General features: G+C 67.7%; 14 protein-coding genes. 4 read left to right on the plus strand and 10 right to left on the minus strand.

Annotated elements, in window-relative coordinates; all coding sequences use genetic code 11:
* Nucleotides 1–2: 2 nt before the first annotated feature.
* Both dacB and AC23D4_RS13370 read left to right on the plus strand, forming a co-directional pair.
* The gene (gene dacB, locus AC23D4_RS13365; RefSeq protein ID WP_472890235.1) at nucleotides 3–1,535 is read left to right on the plus strand and encodes a D-alanyl-D-alanine carboxypeptidase/D-alanyl-D-alanine endopeptidase; all 1,533 of its coding nucleotides are present in this window, start codon (nucleotides 3–5) and stop codon (nucleotides 1,533–1,535) included.
* Nucleotides 1,536–1,746: 211 nt separating this feature from the next.
* A complete protein-coding gene (locus AC23D4_RS13370) occupies nucleotides 1,747–2,007 on the plus strand; it encodes a SemiSWEET transporter (protein ID WP_226463969.1) in 261 nt (86 codons plus the stop codon).
* Nucleotides 2,008–2,211: 204 nt separating this feature from the next.
* On the opposite strand, the gene AC23D4_RS13375 is transcribed toward AC23D4_RS13370, so the two are convergent.
* From AC23D4_RS13375 to purE, 3 genes are read right to left on the minus strand one after another with little or no spacing between them, the layout of a single operon-like run.
* Nucleotides 2,212–3,222, minus strand: coding sequence for an L-threonylcarbamoyladenylate synthase (locus AC23D4_RS13375; protein WP_472890236.1), 1,011 nt, complete (start codon nucleotides 3,220–3,222; stop codon nucleotides 2,212–2,214).
* A 7-nt stretch (nucleotides 3,223–3,229) separates the two neighbouring features.
* A complete protein-coding gene (locus AC23D4_RS13380; protein WP_472890237.1) occupies nucleotides 3,230–4,465 on the minus strand; it encodes a 5-(carboxyamino)imidazole ribonucleotide synthase in 1,236 nt (411 codons plus the stop codon).
* Nucleotides 4,462–4,953, minus strand: a complete 492-nt coding sequence (gene purE / locus AC23D4_RS13385; protein WP_472890238.1) for a 5-(carboxyamino)imidazole ribonucleotide mutase — start codon at nucleotides 4,951–4,953, stop codon at nucleotides 4,462–4,464. The genes AC23D4_RS13380 and purE overlap by 4 nt, the downstream gene beginning before the upstream one ends.
* A 137-nt stretch (nucleotides 4,954–5,090) precedes the next feature.
* Between purE and trxA the strand changes: the two genes are divergently transcribed.
* Nucleotides 5,091–5,999 carry a thioredoxin gene (gene trxA / locus AC23D4_RS13390; RefSeq protein ID WP_472890239.1) on the plus strand — a complete coding sequence of 303 codons (909 nt, stop codon included), beginning with the start codon at nucleotides 5,091–5,093 and terminating at the stop codon, nucleotides 5,997–5,999.
* 186 nt (nucleotides 6,000–6,185) lie between these two features.
* On the opposite strand, the gene mgrA is transcribed toward trxA, so the two are convergent.
* A complete protein-coding gene (mgrA, locus tag AC23D4_RS13395) occupies nucleotides 6,186–7,226 on the minus strand; it encodes an L-glyceraldehyde 3-phosphate reductase (RefSeq protein ID WP_472890240.1) in 1,041 nt (346 codons plus the stop codon).
* Between the two features lie 532 nt (nucleotides 7,227–7,758).
* Complete coding sequence (locus AC23D4_RS13400; protein ID WP_472890241.1) at nucleotides 7,759–9,267, minus strand: CoA-acylating methylmalonate-semialdehyde dehydrogenase; 1,509 nt, start codon at nucleotides 9,265–9,267, stop codon at nucleotides 7,759–7,761.
* Between the two features lie 108 nt (nucleotides 9,268–9,375).
* Between AC23D4_RS13400 and AC23D4_RS13405 the strand changes: the two genes are divergently transcribed.
* On the plus strand, nucleotides 9,376–10,326 hold the full coding sequence (locus tag AC23D4_RS13405) for a LysR family transcriptional regulator (protein ID WP_472890242.1): 951 nt from the start codon (nucleotides 9,376–9,378) through the stop codon (nucleotides 10,324–10,326).
* A gap of 10 nt (nucleotides 10,327–10,336) precedes the next feature.
* Here the strand turns inward: AC23D4_RS13405 and AC23D4_RS13410 are convergent, their stop codons facing one another.
* From AC23D4_RS13410 to AC23D4_RS13430, 5 genes are all read right to left on the minus strand, one after another.
* Entirely contained in the window at nucleotides 10,337–11,245 is a 909-nt protein-coding gene (locus AC23D4_RS13410) for a phosphoribosylaminoimidazolesuccinocarboxamide synthase (RefSeq protein ID WP_472890243.1), read from the minus strand.
* A 101-nt stretch (nucleotides 11,246–11,346) separates the two neighbouring features.
* The gene (fba, locus tag AC23D4_RS13415) at nucleotides 11,347–12,411 is read right to left on the minus strand and encodes a class II fructose-bisphosphate aldolase (RefSeq protein ID WP_472890244.1); all 1,065 of its coding nucleotides are present in this window, start codon (nucleotides 12,409–12,411) and stop codon (nucleotides 11,347–11,349) included.
* 244 nt (nucleotides 12,412–12,655) lie between these two features.
* On the minus strand, nucleotides 12,656–14,089 hold the full coding sequence (gene pyk, locus AC23D4_RS13420; RefSeq protein ID WP_472890245.1) for a pyruvate kinase: 1,434 nt from the start codon (nucleotides 14,087–14,089) through the stop codon (nucleotides 12,656–12,658).
* A 227-nt stretch (nucleotides 14,090–14,316) separates the two neighbouring features.
* Nucleotides 14,317–14,457 (minus strand): DUF3096 domain-containing protein, encoded by a 141-nt coding sequence (locus AC23D4_RS13425; protein WP_472890246.1) that lies wholly within the window; start codon nucleotides 14,455–14,457, stop codon nucleotides 14,317–14,319.
* Nucleotides 14,458–14,638: 181 nt separating this feature from the next.
* Nucleotides 14,639–15,115, minus strand: coding sequence for a MarR family winged helix-turn-helix transcriptional regulator (locus tag AC23D4_RS13430; RefSeq protein WP_472890247.1), 477 nt, complete (start codon nucleotides 15,113–15,115; stop codon nucleotides 14,639–14,641).
* Between the last annotated feature and the right edge of the window lie 65 nt (nucleotides 15,116–15,180).

Here is a 15,180-nt window from a genome sequence, read left to right on the forward strand (position 1 = left end):
CCATGTTGACCCGCCCGCTCCCCGAACATGCCCGACACACGCCCCCCACCCCGGGAGCGGCCTGGTGGCGCGCACCCGGCGCGGGCCTGCTCGGCGCCCTGGTGCTCCCGGCCCTGGCGCTGGCCGATGACGCCCTGCCGTCCTCGGTGCAGGCGGCGCTGCGGCGGGCCGCGGTGCCTGTGAGCGCGGTGTCGGCGCTGGTGGTGCCGGTGTCCGGCAACGGCGGCGAGCGCCTGCGCCACCGTGCCGAACAGCCGATCAACCCGGCCTCGGTCATGAAACTGGTGACCACCTACGCCGCCATCGACCTGCTCGGCCCCGACTTCACCTGGCGCACGCGCTTCTACACCGACGGCGCCGTGGACCAAGGGACCTTGCGCGGCAACCTCTACATCCAGGGCGGGGGCGACCCGAAGCTGGTGCTGGAGCGCATACAGTCGGCCTTCTTCGCGCTGCAGGACCGGGGCGTGCAGGTGGTGCTGGGCGACCTGGTGCTGGACCACAGCGCTTTCGAACTGCCCGCGCGCGACCCCGGCGCCTTCGACGGCGAGGCCTTGCGGCCCTACAACGCCAGCCCCGACGCGCTGCTGGTGAACTTCAAGTCGGTGGTCCTGAAGTTCCAGCCCGACCACGCCCTCGGCGTCGCCCACGTGCTGAGCGAGCCGCCCATGGCGGGTCTCGCCATCGACGCCACCGTGCCGCTGTCGCGCAAAGGCTGTGGCGACTGGCGCGGCGCCCTGCGCGCTCGTTTTGACGACGCCAACACCATCCGTTTCGAGGGCCAGTATCCGCAGAGCTGCGGCGAACGCGTCTGGCCCGTGGCCTACCAGGACCCGTCGAGCTACGCCGCCCGGGCGCTCGAAGGCCTGTGGCGCGCCAGCGGCGGTGCCCTCACCGGGCAGGTGCGCAGCGGAACCACCCCGCCCGGCGCCACCCTGCTGCACGAAGCCCACTCGTTGCCGCTCTCGGACATCATCACCGACGTGAACCAGTGGAGCAACAACGTGATGGCACAACAGGTGTTCCTCACGCTGGGCCGGCTCAACCCGGGGCGGCAGGACGCGCGGACCGTGCCGCGCGAACACATCACCCCGCTGCGCACGGGGCGGTTCGAGCGCTCACGCGAGGTCGTGAGCCGGTGGTGGAAAACCACCTTCGGCATCCGCCATGCGCCCCCGGTCATGGACAACGGCTCGGGTCTCTCGCGCGACGAGCGCATCAGCGCCGACGCGCTGGCCGGCCTGCTGCGCCACGCGGCAGCCCATCCCAAGGGCGCGCAGTTCGTGCAGTCGCTGTCGGTGGCGGGCGTCAGCGGCACGGCCGCGCGCATGGCGCGCTCGCCGCGCAGCGCCGCACGGGGCAACGCCTGGCTCAAGACCGGCACGCTGCGCGACGTGACGGGTGTCGCCGGTTACGTGAATGCGGTGAACGGCACACGCTACGCGGTCGTGGGGTTCATCAACCACCCGAACGCGAGTGCCGCGCGGCCGGCGCTGGAAGCGCTGGTGGAATGGACCGCTGCGCAGCCGGACTGAGCGCCACCCCTTACAAGGTCTTTGCTCGATGTTCTGCGGGTGATGGCGGGCCATGGCGCTTCTCGTTCGCTGCACCTCACGTGCCGAGGGGTGTGCGGGCAGTCCACCGGTGGAATACCCGTTCATATCCTGCTGCGGCAGGCGTTGAAAAGACATGGAAATTGAACGGCCGGCAAGCAAGAAGCCATCGCCGCTCCTATCATGCGCGGCTATGCGCCCTGACGACCTTATCGGCTACTTCGCCGCTTTCCTGACCACTTTCAGTTTTGTGCCCCAGGTCTGGCACACGTTCCAGACGCGGGACGTGAGCGGCATTTCTCTGGGCATGTACAGCAGCTTCACGCTGGGCATTGCGATGTGGCTGGCCTACGGCCTGATGCTGGGCGCCTGGCCGGTGGTCGTGGCCAATGCGATCACGCTGCTGCTGGCACTGGCCATCCTGACCATGAAACTGCGCTTCGGGCGCTCGTGAAACGCAGACAGAGCGTCTCCCTTACGGGTTTGCCATCGAAGTGAGAACAAGGCGCGAAGCCGTATCAGTTTTCATGGCACCGGAGCACCACCCGCAACGCATGAGACAACGCCGCCCAGAGGCACCGCCGGGCTGGCTTTGCCAGACGGCCAGTGCCGCCCCCCTTGAGGGGGGTGACGCGAAGCGGCGCAGGGGGTGTTTCGTTCAGGCCGATGCGCGTTGCAGGCGGTCGCGCACACCATCCCAGTCGGCGCCTTCGGGCGGCGTTTCCACCCAGATGAGCTTGACGCCCGTGGCATCGAGCTCGCGCAACACGGCAAACAGCGCCTGCGCGGCCTGGGCTGCATCGTCGGGCATGCGGCGAAAGAGAATGCCGCGCGCCGTTTTCAGCGGTGCGCGGGCGTAGACCGCGATGTGTTTCGCGTCCGGACCCAGCACGTCGAGCGCCGCCTGCAGCTGCGGCGCCGCCATCAGCCGCACCTTGGCACGCGGCGCGTAGTGCGATTCCAGCGTGCCGGAGGCGCGCGGCGCGGCCTCGTCGCGCGCGCGCAGCGGCTGTCCACACACGGCTTCGATCTGCGCCGGCGTGATCACCCCGGGGCGCAGCAGCACCGGGGCGCCGCGCGAGCAGTCCACGATGGTTGACTCGATGCCCACCGGGCAGCCCCCCCCGTCCAGGATGAGCAGCGCGTCGTCCGCCAGGTCGGTGAACTCTTCGGCCACGTGCGCGGCGGTGGTGGGGCTGACGCGGCCGAAGCGGTTGGCACTGGGCGCGGCCACGCCGTGCACGCCGTGCGCACGCGCCGCCACCAGCAGCGCCTGCGCCACCGGGTGCGAGGGGCAGCGCAGGCCCACCGAGTCCTGGCCACCCGCAGCCACCGCCGCCACCTCGGGCCGGCGCGGCAGGATCAGCGTGAGCGGTCCGGGCCAGAAAGCCTGCATCAACGCGGCAGCAAACGCCGGCACGTCGCGCGCAAACGGTGCCACGGCGGCACGCCAGTCGGCCGCCCCAGCGGGCGGAATGTGCACGATCAGCGGGTGGTCGCTCGGCCGGCCCTTGGCCTCGAAGATGCGCTGCACGGCGCTGGCGTTGCCGGCATCGGCCGCCAGGCCATAGACGGTTTCGGTCGGCATGCCGACCAGCGAACCCGCGGCCAGGCGCTGGGCGGCGGATTCGACAGCCGCCGGATCGCTGGCGTTCAGGCAGAGCGGCATCGGTGGATCAGGGCAGCGCGGGCAGGCCGAGCAGCGCCAGCACCTTCGCGGTCGTCTCGCGCACCTGCGCCACCGAGCTGCCGGTGATGTTCAGGTGACCCATCTTGCGGCCCGGGCGGGCGCTGAGCTTGCCGTACAGGTGCAGGTGCGTGCCGGGCAGCGCCAGCACCTGCGCCCAGGGCGGCGACACCGGCCGCTCGCTGGCCTGCGCACGCACACCGTTCGGGTTGAACCACAAGTCGCCCAGCAGGTTGACCATGATGGCCGGGCTGTGCTGGCGCGGCACGGGCAGCGGCAGGCCGGCGAGCGCGCGTACCTGGGCCTCGAACTGCGAGATGTCACAGGCGTTCTGCGTATAGTGGCCGCTGTTGTGCGGGCGCGGCGCCATCTCGTTGACGATAAGGTCGCTGCCACCCTGACCGTTGTCGACCACGAAGTACTCGACGCACAACACGCCGATGTAGTTCAGGTGGTTCGCGATCGCCACCGTGCTGGCCTGTGCGCGCGCGGCCAGATCGGCCGGCACGGCGCCCTCGTAGACCTCGGTGATGGCGAGGATGCCGTCGTGGTGCGTGTTGGCCTGCACCGGGAAACTCACCACCTGACCGTCGGCGCCGCGCGCCACCAGCACCGAACACTCGCTCTGCAGCGGCATGAGCTTTTCCAGCACGCAGGGCACGCGGCCCAGCTGCTCCCAGGCGGCGGCCAGCTCTTCGCGGGTCTTGACGCGGATCTGGCCCTTGCCGTCGTAGCCCAGGCGCGCGGTTTTCACGATGCCGGGCAACAGCTCGGCCGGCACCGCCGCCAGCAGCTCGGGCGATGCGATGGCCGCGTAGGGCGCGGGGTAGACGCCGCTGATCGGGCCGCAGGCCACGAAATGCGCCTTTTCCTCGATGCGGTCCTGCGCCACCGCCACGCTGGCCGACGAAGGCGCCACCGGCCGGTGCGCGCCCAGCGTGAGCAGCGCGGGGGCGGGCACGTTCTCGAACTCGGTGGTGATGGCGTCACAGCGCTGCATCAGCTGCGCCAGACCCTGCTCGTCGTCGTACGGCGTTTGTATGTGGTAGTGGCTGATCAGCCCGGCCGGGCTGGCCGGGTCCGGGTCCAGCACCGCGGTGAAATAGCCCATGGCCTGCGCGGCCTGCACAAACATGCGGCCCAGCTGGCCACCACCCATGACACCCAGCGTCATCTGCTGGCCACGGTCCGACAGGGCACCGGGCAAAAGAGGTTTGCGGCTCATGTGGTCGGCAGTGCCATGTTGCGGGCCGCCTCGGTCTGCGCAGCGCGGAAAACTTCCAGCTTCTCGCGCAGCGCCGGGTCTTCGTTGGCCAGCAAGGCCACGGCAAACAGCGCCGCGTTCGCCGCACCAGCCTGGCCGATGGCGAACGTCGCGACCGGCACGCCCTTGGGCATCTGAACGATGGAGTGCAGCGAATCGACACCCGACAGCGCTTTCGACATCACCGGCACGCCCAGCACCGGTACGACGGTCTTGGCCGCGATCATGCCGGGCAGGTGCGCCGCGCCGCCAGCGCCGGCGATGATCGCCTTGAGGCCGCGGCCGACGGCGGCCTCGGCGTAGGCGAACATGTCGTCGGGCATGCGATGCGCCGAGACCACGCGCGCCTCGTGCGGAATGCCGAAGTCTTTGAGGATCTGCACGGCGTGCTGCATGGTGTCCCAGTCGCTGCTGGAACCCATGACCACGCCCACTTGGATGGAACTCATGGAGGGCTTTCTGCCGGGCGCCCGGAGGGCCGGCGTGGGGGACCGGTTCGGGAAATCGGCCCCTCTCCGGTAAAGTGTCGATTTTACGTTTCGCGCCCCGCCGTCGGCGATGTGCGCCCATTTCCAGAGCCTTTCCCATGATCAACGTCACCGTCGCCAACTTTGAAACCGAAGTCATCGAAGCCTCGATGCAAACGCCCGTGCTGGTCGATTTCTGGGCGCCCTGGTGCGGCCCCTGCAAGGTCATCGGCCCGCTGCTGGAGAAGATCGAGACCGACTACGCCGGGCGCTTCAAACTGGTGAAGATCGATTCCGACCAGGAGCAGCAGCTCGCCCAGGCCTTCGGCATTCGCAGCATCCCCACCTGCGTGCTGCTCATGAACGGCCAGCCGGTCGACGGTTTCATGGGCGCCTTGCCCGAAGGCCAGATCAAGGAATTCCTCGACAAGCACCTGCCCGCGGCCGAAGAAGTGGAAGCTGCCGCCGAAGAGGCCGAAGCGCTGGACGCGCTGGCCGACGGTGACGTGGAAGGCGCTCTGGACAAACTGCAGCACGCCGTGCAGACCGACCCGGAAAACGACGACGCGCGCTTCGACCTGGTCAAGCTGCTGCTGGAGCTGGAACGCGACGACGAAGCCAAGGTGGCCTTTGCCCCGGTGATCGCCAAGGCCGTGGCCGTGCGCCGGCTCGACTCGCTCAACCGCTGGATGAAAGCGCGCGACGCGCAGGACATGGTGGCCGACCCCGAGGCGCGCGCCGCCGAGCTGCAGGCCAAGATCGCCACCAACAAGCGCGACTTCGACAGCCGCTTCGCGCTGGCCCAGCTGCTGATGGCGCACAACCAGTTCGTGCCGGCCATGGACGATCTGCTGGAAATCCTGATGCGCGACAAGGCCTGGAACGAAGAGCTGGCGCGCAAGACCTTCATCGCCATCCTCGACATCATCGAACCGCCCAAGCCCAAGGTGGCCGAAGGCCAGGTGCCACCGGAAGACCCGACCGTGGCGACCTACCGCCGGCGTTTGTCCAGCGTGGTGCTGAGCTAAAGCGCGGGTGCTCACCCAGGACGCCGAGGAACCGGCTTTGCCGGGCCTCCAGCGTGCCTTGCAGGCCGCGTCAGCGTCAGAGCCGCTGACTCTTCGTCCCGTCCAAGCCTGCGCAGGCAGGCTCGGAGCCGCGGTCCTCAGCCCCCTTGAAGGGGGTCGCGCGCAGCGCGGCGGGGGTGAGCCGATCTACGGCCTCTGATCGGTCGACGGCTTCTTCCAGAGGTTGATGCCGCCCTCCACCGCGTGCTGGTCGATCGCGGTCAGTTCCTCGGGGCTGAAAGCCAGGTTGTCCAGTGCCCCAGCCAGCTCCACGATCTGCTCCAGGCGGCTGGCGCCGATGACCGCCGAGGTCATGCCGGGCTGGCGCAACACCCAGGCCACCGCCATCTGCGCCAGGCTCTGGCCCCGGTTGAAGGCGATCTCATTGAGCGCCCGCACGTGGTTCAGGTTCTGCTCGCTCAGGTGCTCCATCTTGAAGGAGCCGCCGCCCGGCTGGTTGATGCGCGCGCCCTCGGGAATGCCGCCCAGGTACTTGCTGGTCAGCAGGCCCTGGGCCAGCGGGCTGAAGGCGATGCAGCCCACGCCCTCGTCCTGCAGGGTGTCGAGCAGCTCGCCCTCGATCCAGCGGTTGAGCAGGCTGTAGGACGGCTGGTGGATCAGCAAGGGCACGCCCATGTGCCGCAGGATCGCCGCGGCCTCGCGGGTCTTGCCGGCCGAGTAGCTGGAAATGCCCACGTAAAGCGCCTTGCCCTGCTGCACGGCGGTGGCCAGCGCGCCCATGGTTTCTTCGAGCGGCGTGTCCGGGTCGTAGCGGTGCGAATAGAAGATGTCGACGTAGTCCAGACCCATGCGCTTGAGGCTCTGGTCGAGGCTGGCGAGCAGGTACTTGCGCGAACCGCCGCCCTGCCCATAGGGCCCGCGCCACATGTCCCAGCCGGCCTTGGTGGAGATCAGCAGTTCGTCGCGGTAGGGCCGGAAATCGTGCCGCAGGTGTTCACCGAAATTGGTCTCGGCGCTGCCGGCGGGCGGGCCGTAGTTGTTGGCGAGGTCGAAGTGGGTGATGCCCAGATCAAAGGCGGTGCGCAGCATGGCGCGCTGGGTTTCCAGGTGCGAGCTGTCGCCGAAGTTGTGCCACAGACCGAGCGAGAGGGCGGGCAGGCGCAGCCCACTGCGGCCGCACAGGCGGTAGGGCAAGCTGTCGTAGCGCGTGGTGGCGGCTGTGTACATGGTGGGCCTCCTTCATGCCGGCTGGCTATCCACTCTACCCAGTAACCCCATGAAATCCCAGTGCCTTGCGTCGACAACCCTGATGAGGGTTGGGTGGTCGTTTGACTGTGTTGACGCTGGCCTTGGGTTGGCGCTCGCTGGCCCGGCGCAACGGAGCGCTCTGCGCCGCTCATGCCCCCCGGATCGGGCTACGCCCGATCCTCCTCCTTTACTTCGCTATGCAGAACGCCCCATTGCGCCGGGCCGAGGGGTTGGCTATCCACATTCTGGAAATCCGTCCGTTCGCCCGTCGATGGCGTGGTGTGTCTGACGCAGCGAAGTCAAGGAGGAGGGCCGGCACGGCCCGGGGGACATTCGCGGAGTCGGACGCGCCGCGCCATCGACCCGCGAGGTGCAGAAAACAAAAAGCCTCGCCGCCCAAAAAGAGCAACGAGGCCGAAGTGCCCCACCCAGAGCCACCGCGGAACCGGCTCCGCCGGGCCGCCAGTGGCGCCCCCTGGGGGGTGACACCGAAGGCGGCGCAGGGGGTAACTTATTTAGCGGTGGGCATCACAAACTCAGCCCCCTTGCCAATCGACTCCGGCCAGCGCTGCATGATCGACTTCTGTTTGGTGTAGAAGCGCACGCCCTCTTCGCCATAGGCGTGCATGTCGCCAAACAGGCTCTTCTTCCAGCCACCAAAACCCTGCCAGGCCATGGGCACGGGGATCGGCACGTTGATGCCCACCATGCCCACCTGGATGCGACGCGCGAACTCGCGCGCCACGTTGCCGTCGCGCGTGAAGCAGCTCGTGCCGTTGCCGAACTCGTGGTGATTGATGATCTGCACCGCCTCGGCGAAGTCGTGCACGCGCACGCAGCTCAGCACCGGGCCAAAGATCTCTTCCTTGTAGATTTTCATGTCGGTGGTCACGTTGTCGAACAGCGTGCCGCCCATCCAGAAACCGGCTTCGCAGCCTTCGCCGGTCTGCTTCGCATCGAAGCGGCGGCCGTCCACCAGCAGCTCGGCGCCTTCGGCAGCACCCGCTTCGATGTAACCCGTGATGCGCTGGTGCGCGGCGGCGGTCACGATCGGGCCCATCTCGGCCGCCAGGTTGGTGCCGTTGAGCACCTTGAGCGCCTTCGTGCGCTCGATCAGCTTGGGCATGATCTTGTCGGCCACGTCGCCCACCAGCACCGCCACCGAGATGGCCATGCAGCGTTCGCCGGCGCTGCCGTAGGCCGCGCCGATCAGCGCGTCCACCGCCTGGTCCAGGTCGGCGTCGGGCATGACCACCATGTGGTTCTTGGCACCGCCCAGGGCCTGCACGCGCTTGCCGTGGTGGGCGCCGGTCTCGTAGATGTAGTTAGCGATGGGCGTGGAGCCGACGAAGGAAATCGCCTTCACGTCCGGGTGCACCAGCAGCGCATCCACGGCTTCCTTGTCGCCCTGCACCACGTTGAACACGCCGTCGGGCAGGCCGGCCTGCTTCAGCAGCTCGGCCATGAACAGGCTGGCGCTGGGGTCGATGGGGCTGGGCTTCAGCACGAAGGTGTTGCCCGCGGCGATCGCCACGGGGAACATCCACATGGGCACCATCACGGGGAAGTTGAACGGCGTGATGCCGGCCACCACGCCCAGCGCCTGGCGGATGGTCCAGTTGTCCATGCCGGTGGAGACCTGGTCGGTGAAATCGCCCTTGAGCAGTTGCGGGATGCCGCAGGCGAATTCGATGATGTCGATGCCGCGCGCCACCTCACCCTGCGCGTCGGTGAACACCTTGCCGTGTTCGGCGGTGATCAGGTGCGCCAACTCGTCTTTGTGCAGGTTCACCAGTTCGAGAAACTTGAACATCACGCGCGCGCGGCGGATCGGCGGCGTGTCGGACCAGGCGGGGAACGCAGCCTGCGCGGCCGCCACGGCCGTGTCCACGTTGGCGGCACTGGCCAGCGCCACGCGGCCGGTGACGGCGCCGGTGGCGGGGTTGAACACGTCCTGCGCGCGGGTGGAGGAACCGGCGGCGCGGGCGCCAGCGATGAAGTGGGTGATGGCGGTGGTCATGGTGTGTCTCGGACTGGATGAGGGGTGGGTGCAGTGTAGGAAGCACGGCCGCCCGATACAAGGCCAAAAACCTGAAATGATTGTTCAAAATGGTGAACAATAGGATCCATGAACGAGCAGAAAGTCCACGAACTCTGGGGCCACTTCCACTGGCTGGGCGTGCTGGCCCAGCAGGGCAGCTACACGGCCGCCGCCGCGCGCCTGGGCGTGAGCAAGGCGGCGGTGAGCCAGCGCATCGCCGAGCTCGAGCGCATGGCCGGCGTGGCGCTGGTGCAGCGCACCACCCGCAGCGTGCGGCTGACCGAAGCCGGCCAACGCCTGGTGGACGACACCCGCGCCTCGTTCGAGCACATCGCCCAGTGTTTTGCGCAGGTGCGCGATGCCGCCGGCGCGCCGCGCGGCCTGCTGCGCGTGACGGCGCCGGTGGCCTTTGCGCGCCAGCAGCTGGTGCCGCGCCTGCCGGAGTTTCTGCGCCAGTACCCCGAAGTGCGGCTGGAGCTGAACCTGTCGGACCACCTGAGTTCGCTGGCCACCGAAGGTTTTGATCTGGCGATCCGCCACACGGCCAACCCGCCCGACACGCACGTGGCCTGGACGCTGTGCACCACGCGCTCGGTGCTGGTGGCCAGCCGCGCCTACCTACGCCGCCAGGGCACGCCGCAGACGCCGGCCGACCTGGCGCGGCACAACTGCCTGCATTACCCGCGCTCGCAGGACACGCCGGCCTGGACGCTGGAGCCGCTGCAACCGGAAGCCGGCGCTGAGCGGGTGACGGTGCAGGTGTCGGGCTCGCTGGCGGCCAACAACAGCGAGGCGCTGCGCGACGCCGCGCTCGGCGGGCTGGGCATTGCGCTGCTGCCCGACTTCAGCGCCCAGGCGAGCCTGCTCGCGGGCAAGCTGGTGATGGTGTTGCCGTTGTGGCAGCCGGTGGGTGCGTTTGCCGACCAGATCTACGCCATCCGGCCATATTCGGCCCATGTACCGCGCGCGGTGACGGCGTTTGTGGATTTCCTGCGCCAGGCCCTGGCGCCGGGGTTTGCCGAAGGCCTGGCGACCTGACGCGAGGGCCTCAGCCCATCAGCCGCGTCAGCGCTTCCTGGTATTTGGCCGAGGTCTTTTCAATCACTTCCTTGGGCAGGCGTGGCGCGGGCGGTGTCTTGTCCCAGGCCTTGCCGCCCACCTGGGCGGTTTCGAGCCAGTCGCGCAGGAACTGCTTGTCGTAGCTCGGCGGGTTCTGCCCCACCACGTAGCTCTCCAGCGGCCAGTAGCGCGAGGAATCCGGCGTGAGCACCTCGTCCATCAGCACCAGGGTGCCGGCCTTGTCCAGGCCGAACTCGAACTTGGTATCCGCGATGATGATGCCCTTCTTCAGCGCGATCTCGGCCGCGGCCTTGTACAGCGCGATGGAGATGTCGCGGATTCTGGTGGCCAGCTCGGGGCCGATCATGGCCACGGTCTGCTCGAAGGTGATGTTCTCGTCGTGCTCGCCCAACTCGGCCTTGGCGGCCGGCGTGTAGATCGGCTCGGGCAGCTTGCTCGCGTTCATCAGCCCTTCGGGCAGCGGCACGCCGCAGACCGATCGGCTCTCCTGGTATTCCTTCCAGCCGCTGCCAGCCAGGTAACCGCGCACCACGGCTTCCACCGGGATGGGCTTGAGGCGCTGCACCAGCATGGAGCGGCCCGCGACCTGCGGCGCCTCTTCGGACGACACCACGCTCTCGGGTGCATCGCCGGTCAGGTGGATCGGGCAGATATTCAGGCCCTTGGGCCCGAGCTGGTCGAACCAGAACAGACTGAGCTTGGTCAACAACGCGCCCTTGCCGGGGATGGGCTCGCCCATGATCACGTCAAAGGCGCTGATGCGGTCGGACGCGACCATGAGGATGCGGTCGTCGCCCACGGCGTAGTTGTCGCGCACCTTGCCGCGCGCGAGCAGCGGCAGGGAGTTCAGGGCGGAGGTGTGCAGGGCGGAAGTCATGATCGGGCGCAAGGGAGTGACAGCCAAGAAAAAAGCCCGGTGACCGAACAGTCAACGGGCTCCGAACCATTCCGGACGATTATCGCAGGTCGGTCGAGAGATCAGACCACCTTCTGCGCCAGCTCACCCTTGGCGTACTTCGCGGCCATCACGGCGAGCGTGTCGCCCTTGATCTTGCTGCCCTGGCCTTCGCAGCCGAACTCGATGTAGCGCTGCTTGCAGATCGCCTTGGCGGCTTCGCGGGCGGGCTTGAGCCATTCGCGGGCGTCGAACTTCTCGGGGTTCTCGGCCATGAACTTGCGCACCGCGCCGGTCATGGCCATGCGGATGTCGGTGTCGATGTTGATCTTGCGCACGCCGTGCTTGATGGCTTCCTGGATCTCGGCCACCGGCACGCCCCAGGTCTGCTTCATCTGGCCACCGTACTGGTTGATGATCGCGAGCAGGTCCTGCGGCACGCTGGACGAACCGTGCATCACCAGGTGGGTGTTGGGGATGCGGGCGTGGATCTCTTTCACGCGGCTGATGGCCAGGATGTCGCCGGTGGGCGGGCGGCTGAACTTGTAGGCGCCGTGGCTGGTGCCGATGGCGATGGCCAGGGCATCAAGCTGGGTGGCCTTCACGAACGTGGCGGCCTCTTCGGGGTCGGTCAGCATCTGGGAATGGTCCAGCTTGCCTTCGGCGCCGATGCCGTCTTCTTCGCCCGCGTCACCGGTTTCCAGGTTGCCCAGGCAGCCGAGTTCACCTTCCACCGTGACGCCGCTCTGGTGCGCCATCTCGACCACCTTGCGGGTCACTTCCACGTTGTAGTCGAAGCTCGACGGCGTCTTGCCGTCTTCGTTGAGGGAGCCGTCCATCATGACCGAGCCGAAGCCCAGGGCGATGGCGCCTTCGCAGACCTTGACGCTGGTGCCGTGGTCCTGGTGCATGACCATCGGGATGTGCGGGTACATCTCGGCAGCGGCCTGGATCAGGTGCTTGATGAAGGCTTCACCCGCGTACTTGCGGGCACCGGCCGAGGCCTGCAGGATGACCGGAGCGCCGACCTCGTCGGCCGCGGCCATGACGGCCTGCACCTGTTCGAGGTTGTTGACGTTGAAAGCCGGAATGCCGTAACCGTTCGCCGCAGCGTGGTCGAGCAGTTCGCGCATGGAAACGAGAGCCATGAAAATCCCCTAGATCAAAGTTGGTAACCGGTCTGTAACTCGGCGAATTTTAGCGCCGTGGGCCTTGCACACCGATGACAAACCCCCGCCCGGAAAGATGGGCATCAACACCAGGCCGCCGCGGAACCGGCTTCGCCGGGCCGCCAGCGGCACACGGAGGACGATCCAGCGCCGGGCCGCCCCAAGCTGGATCAGCCCCCTCGGGGGGCAGCGCCCCGCGCAGCGGCGGAGCGTGGGGGCACCGTCAACCAGCTCTGCAGAGCTTCAAGGTGTTGGTGCCGCCGGGCTGACCCATGGGTTCCCCCACGGTGATGGCGTACACATCACCCTTCTGCACGATGCCGCGCGCCTTCAGGTGCGCCTCGGCGTCGGCCAGGGCCGTGTCGCGGTCGGCGCTGGTGTCCATCAGCAGCGGGCGCACGTTGCGGTAGAGGGTCATCTTTCGCTGCGAGGTCAGGTTGGACGTCACCGCGTAGATCGGCATGCGCACGTTGTGCCGGCTCATCCACAACGCCGTGGAACCCGAGTCGGTCAGTGCCACGATGGCCTTGGCGCCCAGGTGGTGGGCGGTGAACAGCGCGCCCATGGCGATCGACTGGTCGATGCGCGTGAAGGTCTTGCCGGTGAAGTCGGCGCCCAGTTCGCTGTACTCGGCCTTCTCGGCTTCCTGGCAGATGTTCGCCATCTCCATCACCGTCTCCAGCGGGTATTTGCCAGCGGCTGTTTCGGCACTGAGCATCACCGCGTCGGTGCCGTCGAGCACCGCGTTGGCCACGTCGCTCACCTCGGCGCGCGTGGGCACCGGGTTGACGATCATCGACTCCATCATCTGCGTGGCGGTGATCACCACCTTGTCCATCTCGCGGGCCATTTTGATCATGTGTTTCTGCAGGCCGGGCACGGCCGCGTTGCCCACTTCCACCGCCAGATCACCGCGCGCGACCATGATGCCGTCGGACACCCTGAGGATGTTGGCCAGCTCGGGGATGGCTTCGGCACGCTCGATCTTGGCGATCAGTGCGGGCTTGTGGCCGGTGGCCGCACCGGCCACGTTGCACAGCTGGCGCGCGAGCTCCATGTCGGTGGCGTTCTTGGGGAAACTCACCGCCACGTAGTCGGCCTTCAGGCCCATGGCGGTCTTGATGTCGTCCATGTCCTTGGCGGTCAGGGCCGGCGCGGTCAGCCCGCCGCCCTGCTTGTTGATGCCCTTGTTGTTGGACAGCTCACCGCCGAGTTTGACGGTGGTGTGCACCGCCGGCCCCACGACCTTGTCGATGGTCAGCACGATCAGGCCGTCGTTCAGCAGCAGCGTGTCGCCGGCCTTCACGTCGCGTGGCAGTTCCTTGTAGTCGAGGCCGACGCCGCCAAGATCGCCCGGTTCGGTGCGCGAGGCATCGAGCACGAAAGCATGGCCCGGTTCCAGCATCACCTTGCCGTCGGCGAACTTGCCGACGCGGATCTTGGGGCCCTGCAGGTCGGCCATGATGCCGACCTCGCGGCCCGCACGCTGCGCCGCTTCGCGCACCAGGGTGGCGCGGTCGACGTGGTCCTGCGCGGTGCCATGCGAAAAGTTCAACCGCACCACGTTGACGCCGGCGCGGATCATCGCCTCCAGCAGGGCGGGGTCGCTGGAAGCGGGACCGAGGGTGGCGACGATTTTGGTGGCGCGTTGGGGCATGGGGGCTGGCTCCTGGGGGATGGCTGAAACGGGTGGTTCTGTAATTTGGTTTCAATTATCTGTGAAACAAGTTACCAACAGGTTACGGCTTGCCCCAGATGGTTGTCCCTGGTGAAACTGATGCGACCCGGCTTGAGCGAGCCGATCGCTTGCAGCAAGGCTCAGGGCGTCTCCACGGACACCCGGCCCGTTCCCGAGAACGGAAGCGCATGCCGGCGCAAACGGGTTCAGCGTTGCCCCAACAGCCCCAGCAAGCCGATGATGATCAGGTAGACGGCGACGATGGTGCTCAGCAGGCGGGGCATCACCAGGATGAGGATGCCGGCGATGAGGGACACCAGCGGTCCGATGCTCAGGTGCAGGTTCATGAGGATTTTCCTTGTTCGGGGTTGGGGTGCAGGCGCCTCGCCGAGGTCTCGGAGCAGGCGATGCGGGAACCGATGATTTTGCGCGACCGGCGGTGTTGTCTGTGCGCAGTCGAACAGACCCCCTGGCCGCAGCGCCTCGGAAGCCCGCTGCCGGGATGGAACGGTTGAAGCGGCGCGACGGTTACCGTGCCGCGTCGCTCGGCGCGCGGCTCATCTCGTTGTTTTGCGTCACCAGCAGGTTCAGCAGGCGCATGAAGTCGCTGCGCTGGCCCTCGCTGAGCGGCGCCAGGATTTGCTCCTGGGCGCGCAGCATCGCGGGGATGCTCGCCGCCAGGGCCTGCTCGCCCGCCGCGGTCAGCGCCAGCTGGCGTGCGCGCCGGTCTTCGGGCGCTGTACGGCGCTCCATCCAGCCCCGTGCCTCAAGCCGGTCCACCACGCCACCCGTGGTCGACGCGTCCAGCGCGATGGTGCGTGCCAGCGTGCGCTGGTCGATGCCGGGCTGGTTGCCAACCACCTGCAGGGCGGCGTACTGTACGGGCGTGATGCCCAGTTCGCCCGCTTCCTGCAAAAAGATGCCGACCGAAATCTGGTGCAGACGGCGGATCGCGTGACCGGGCTGGAGGTCGATGTTGACGGTGGACGGGTCGGGATTTTTCATGGCGGATGGAATCAAGGGTTTTCCCCCGTGAGGCTTGATTCATGTTAGCAGGACACTTACGATAA

The organism is Hydrogenophaga sp. L76 (assembly GCF_057654755.1).

Bases quoted from the DNA above. Each gene is read 5' to 3' on its own strand.
- dacB (WP_472890235.1), top strand. From the start codon at position 3: ATGTTGACCCGCCCGCTCCCCGAACATGCCCGACACACGCCCCCCACC.
- AC23D4_RS13370 (WP_226463969.1), top strand. From the start codon at position 1,747: ATGCGCCCTGACGACCTTATCGGCTACTTCGCCGCTTTCCTGACCACT.
- AC23D4_RS13375 (WP_472890236.1), bottom strand. From the start codon at position 3,222: ATGCCGCTCTGCCTGAACGCCAGCGATCCGGCGGCTGTCGAATCCGCC.
- AC23D4_RS13380 (WP_472890237.1), bottom strand. From the start codon at position 4,465: ATGAGCCGCAAACCTCTTTTGCCCGGTGCCCTGTCGGACCGTGGCCAG.
- purE (WP_472890238.1), bottom strand. From the start codon at position 4,953: ATGAGTTCCATCCAAGTGGGCGTGGTCATGGGTTCCAGCAGCGACTGG.
- trxA (WP_472890239.1), top strand. From the start codon at position 5,091: ATGATCAACGTCACCGTCGCCAACTTTGAAACCGAAGTCATCGAAGCC.
- mgrA (WP_472890240.1), bottom strand. From the start codon at position 7,226: ATGTACACAGCCGCCACCACGCGCTACGACAGCTTGCCCTACCGCCTG.
- AC23D4_RS13400 (WP_472890241.1), bottom strand. From the start codon at position 9,267: ATGACCACCGCCATCACCCACTTCATCGCTGGCGCCCGCGCCGCCGGT.
- AC23D4_RS13405 (WP_472890242.1), top strand. From the start codon at position 9,376: ATGAACGAGCAGAAAGTCCACGAACTCTGGGGCCACTTCCACTGGCTG.
- AC23D4_RS13410 (WP_472890243.1), bottom strand. From the start codon at position 11,245: ATGACTTCCGCCCTGCACACCTCCGCCCTGAACTCCCTGCCGCTGCTC.
- fba (WP_472890244.1), bottom strand. From the start codon at position 12,411: ATGGCTCTCGTTTCCATGCGCGAACTGCTCGACCACGCTGCGGCGAAC.
- pyk (WP_472890245.1), bottom strand. From the start codon at position 14,089: ATGCCCCAACGCGCCACCAAAATCGTCGCCACCCTCGGTCCCGCTTCC.
- AC23D4_RS13425 (WP_472890246.1), bottom strand. From the start codon at position 14,457: ATGAACCTGCACCTGAGCATCGGACCGCTGGTGTCCCTCATCGCCGGC.
- AC23D4_RS13430 (WP_472890247.1), bottom strand. From the start codon at position 15,115: ATGAAAAATCCCGACCCGTCCACCGTCAACATCGACCTCCAGCCCGGT.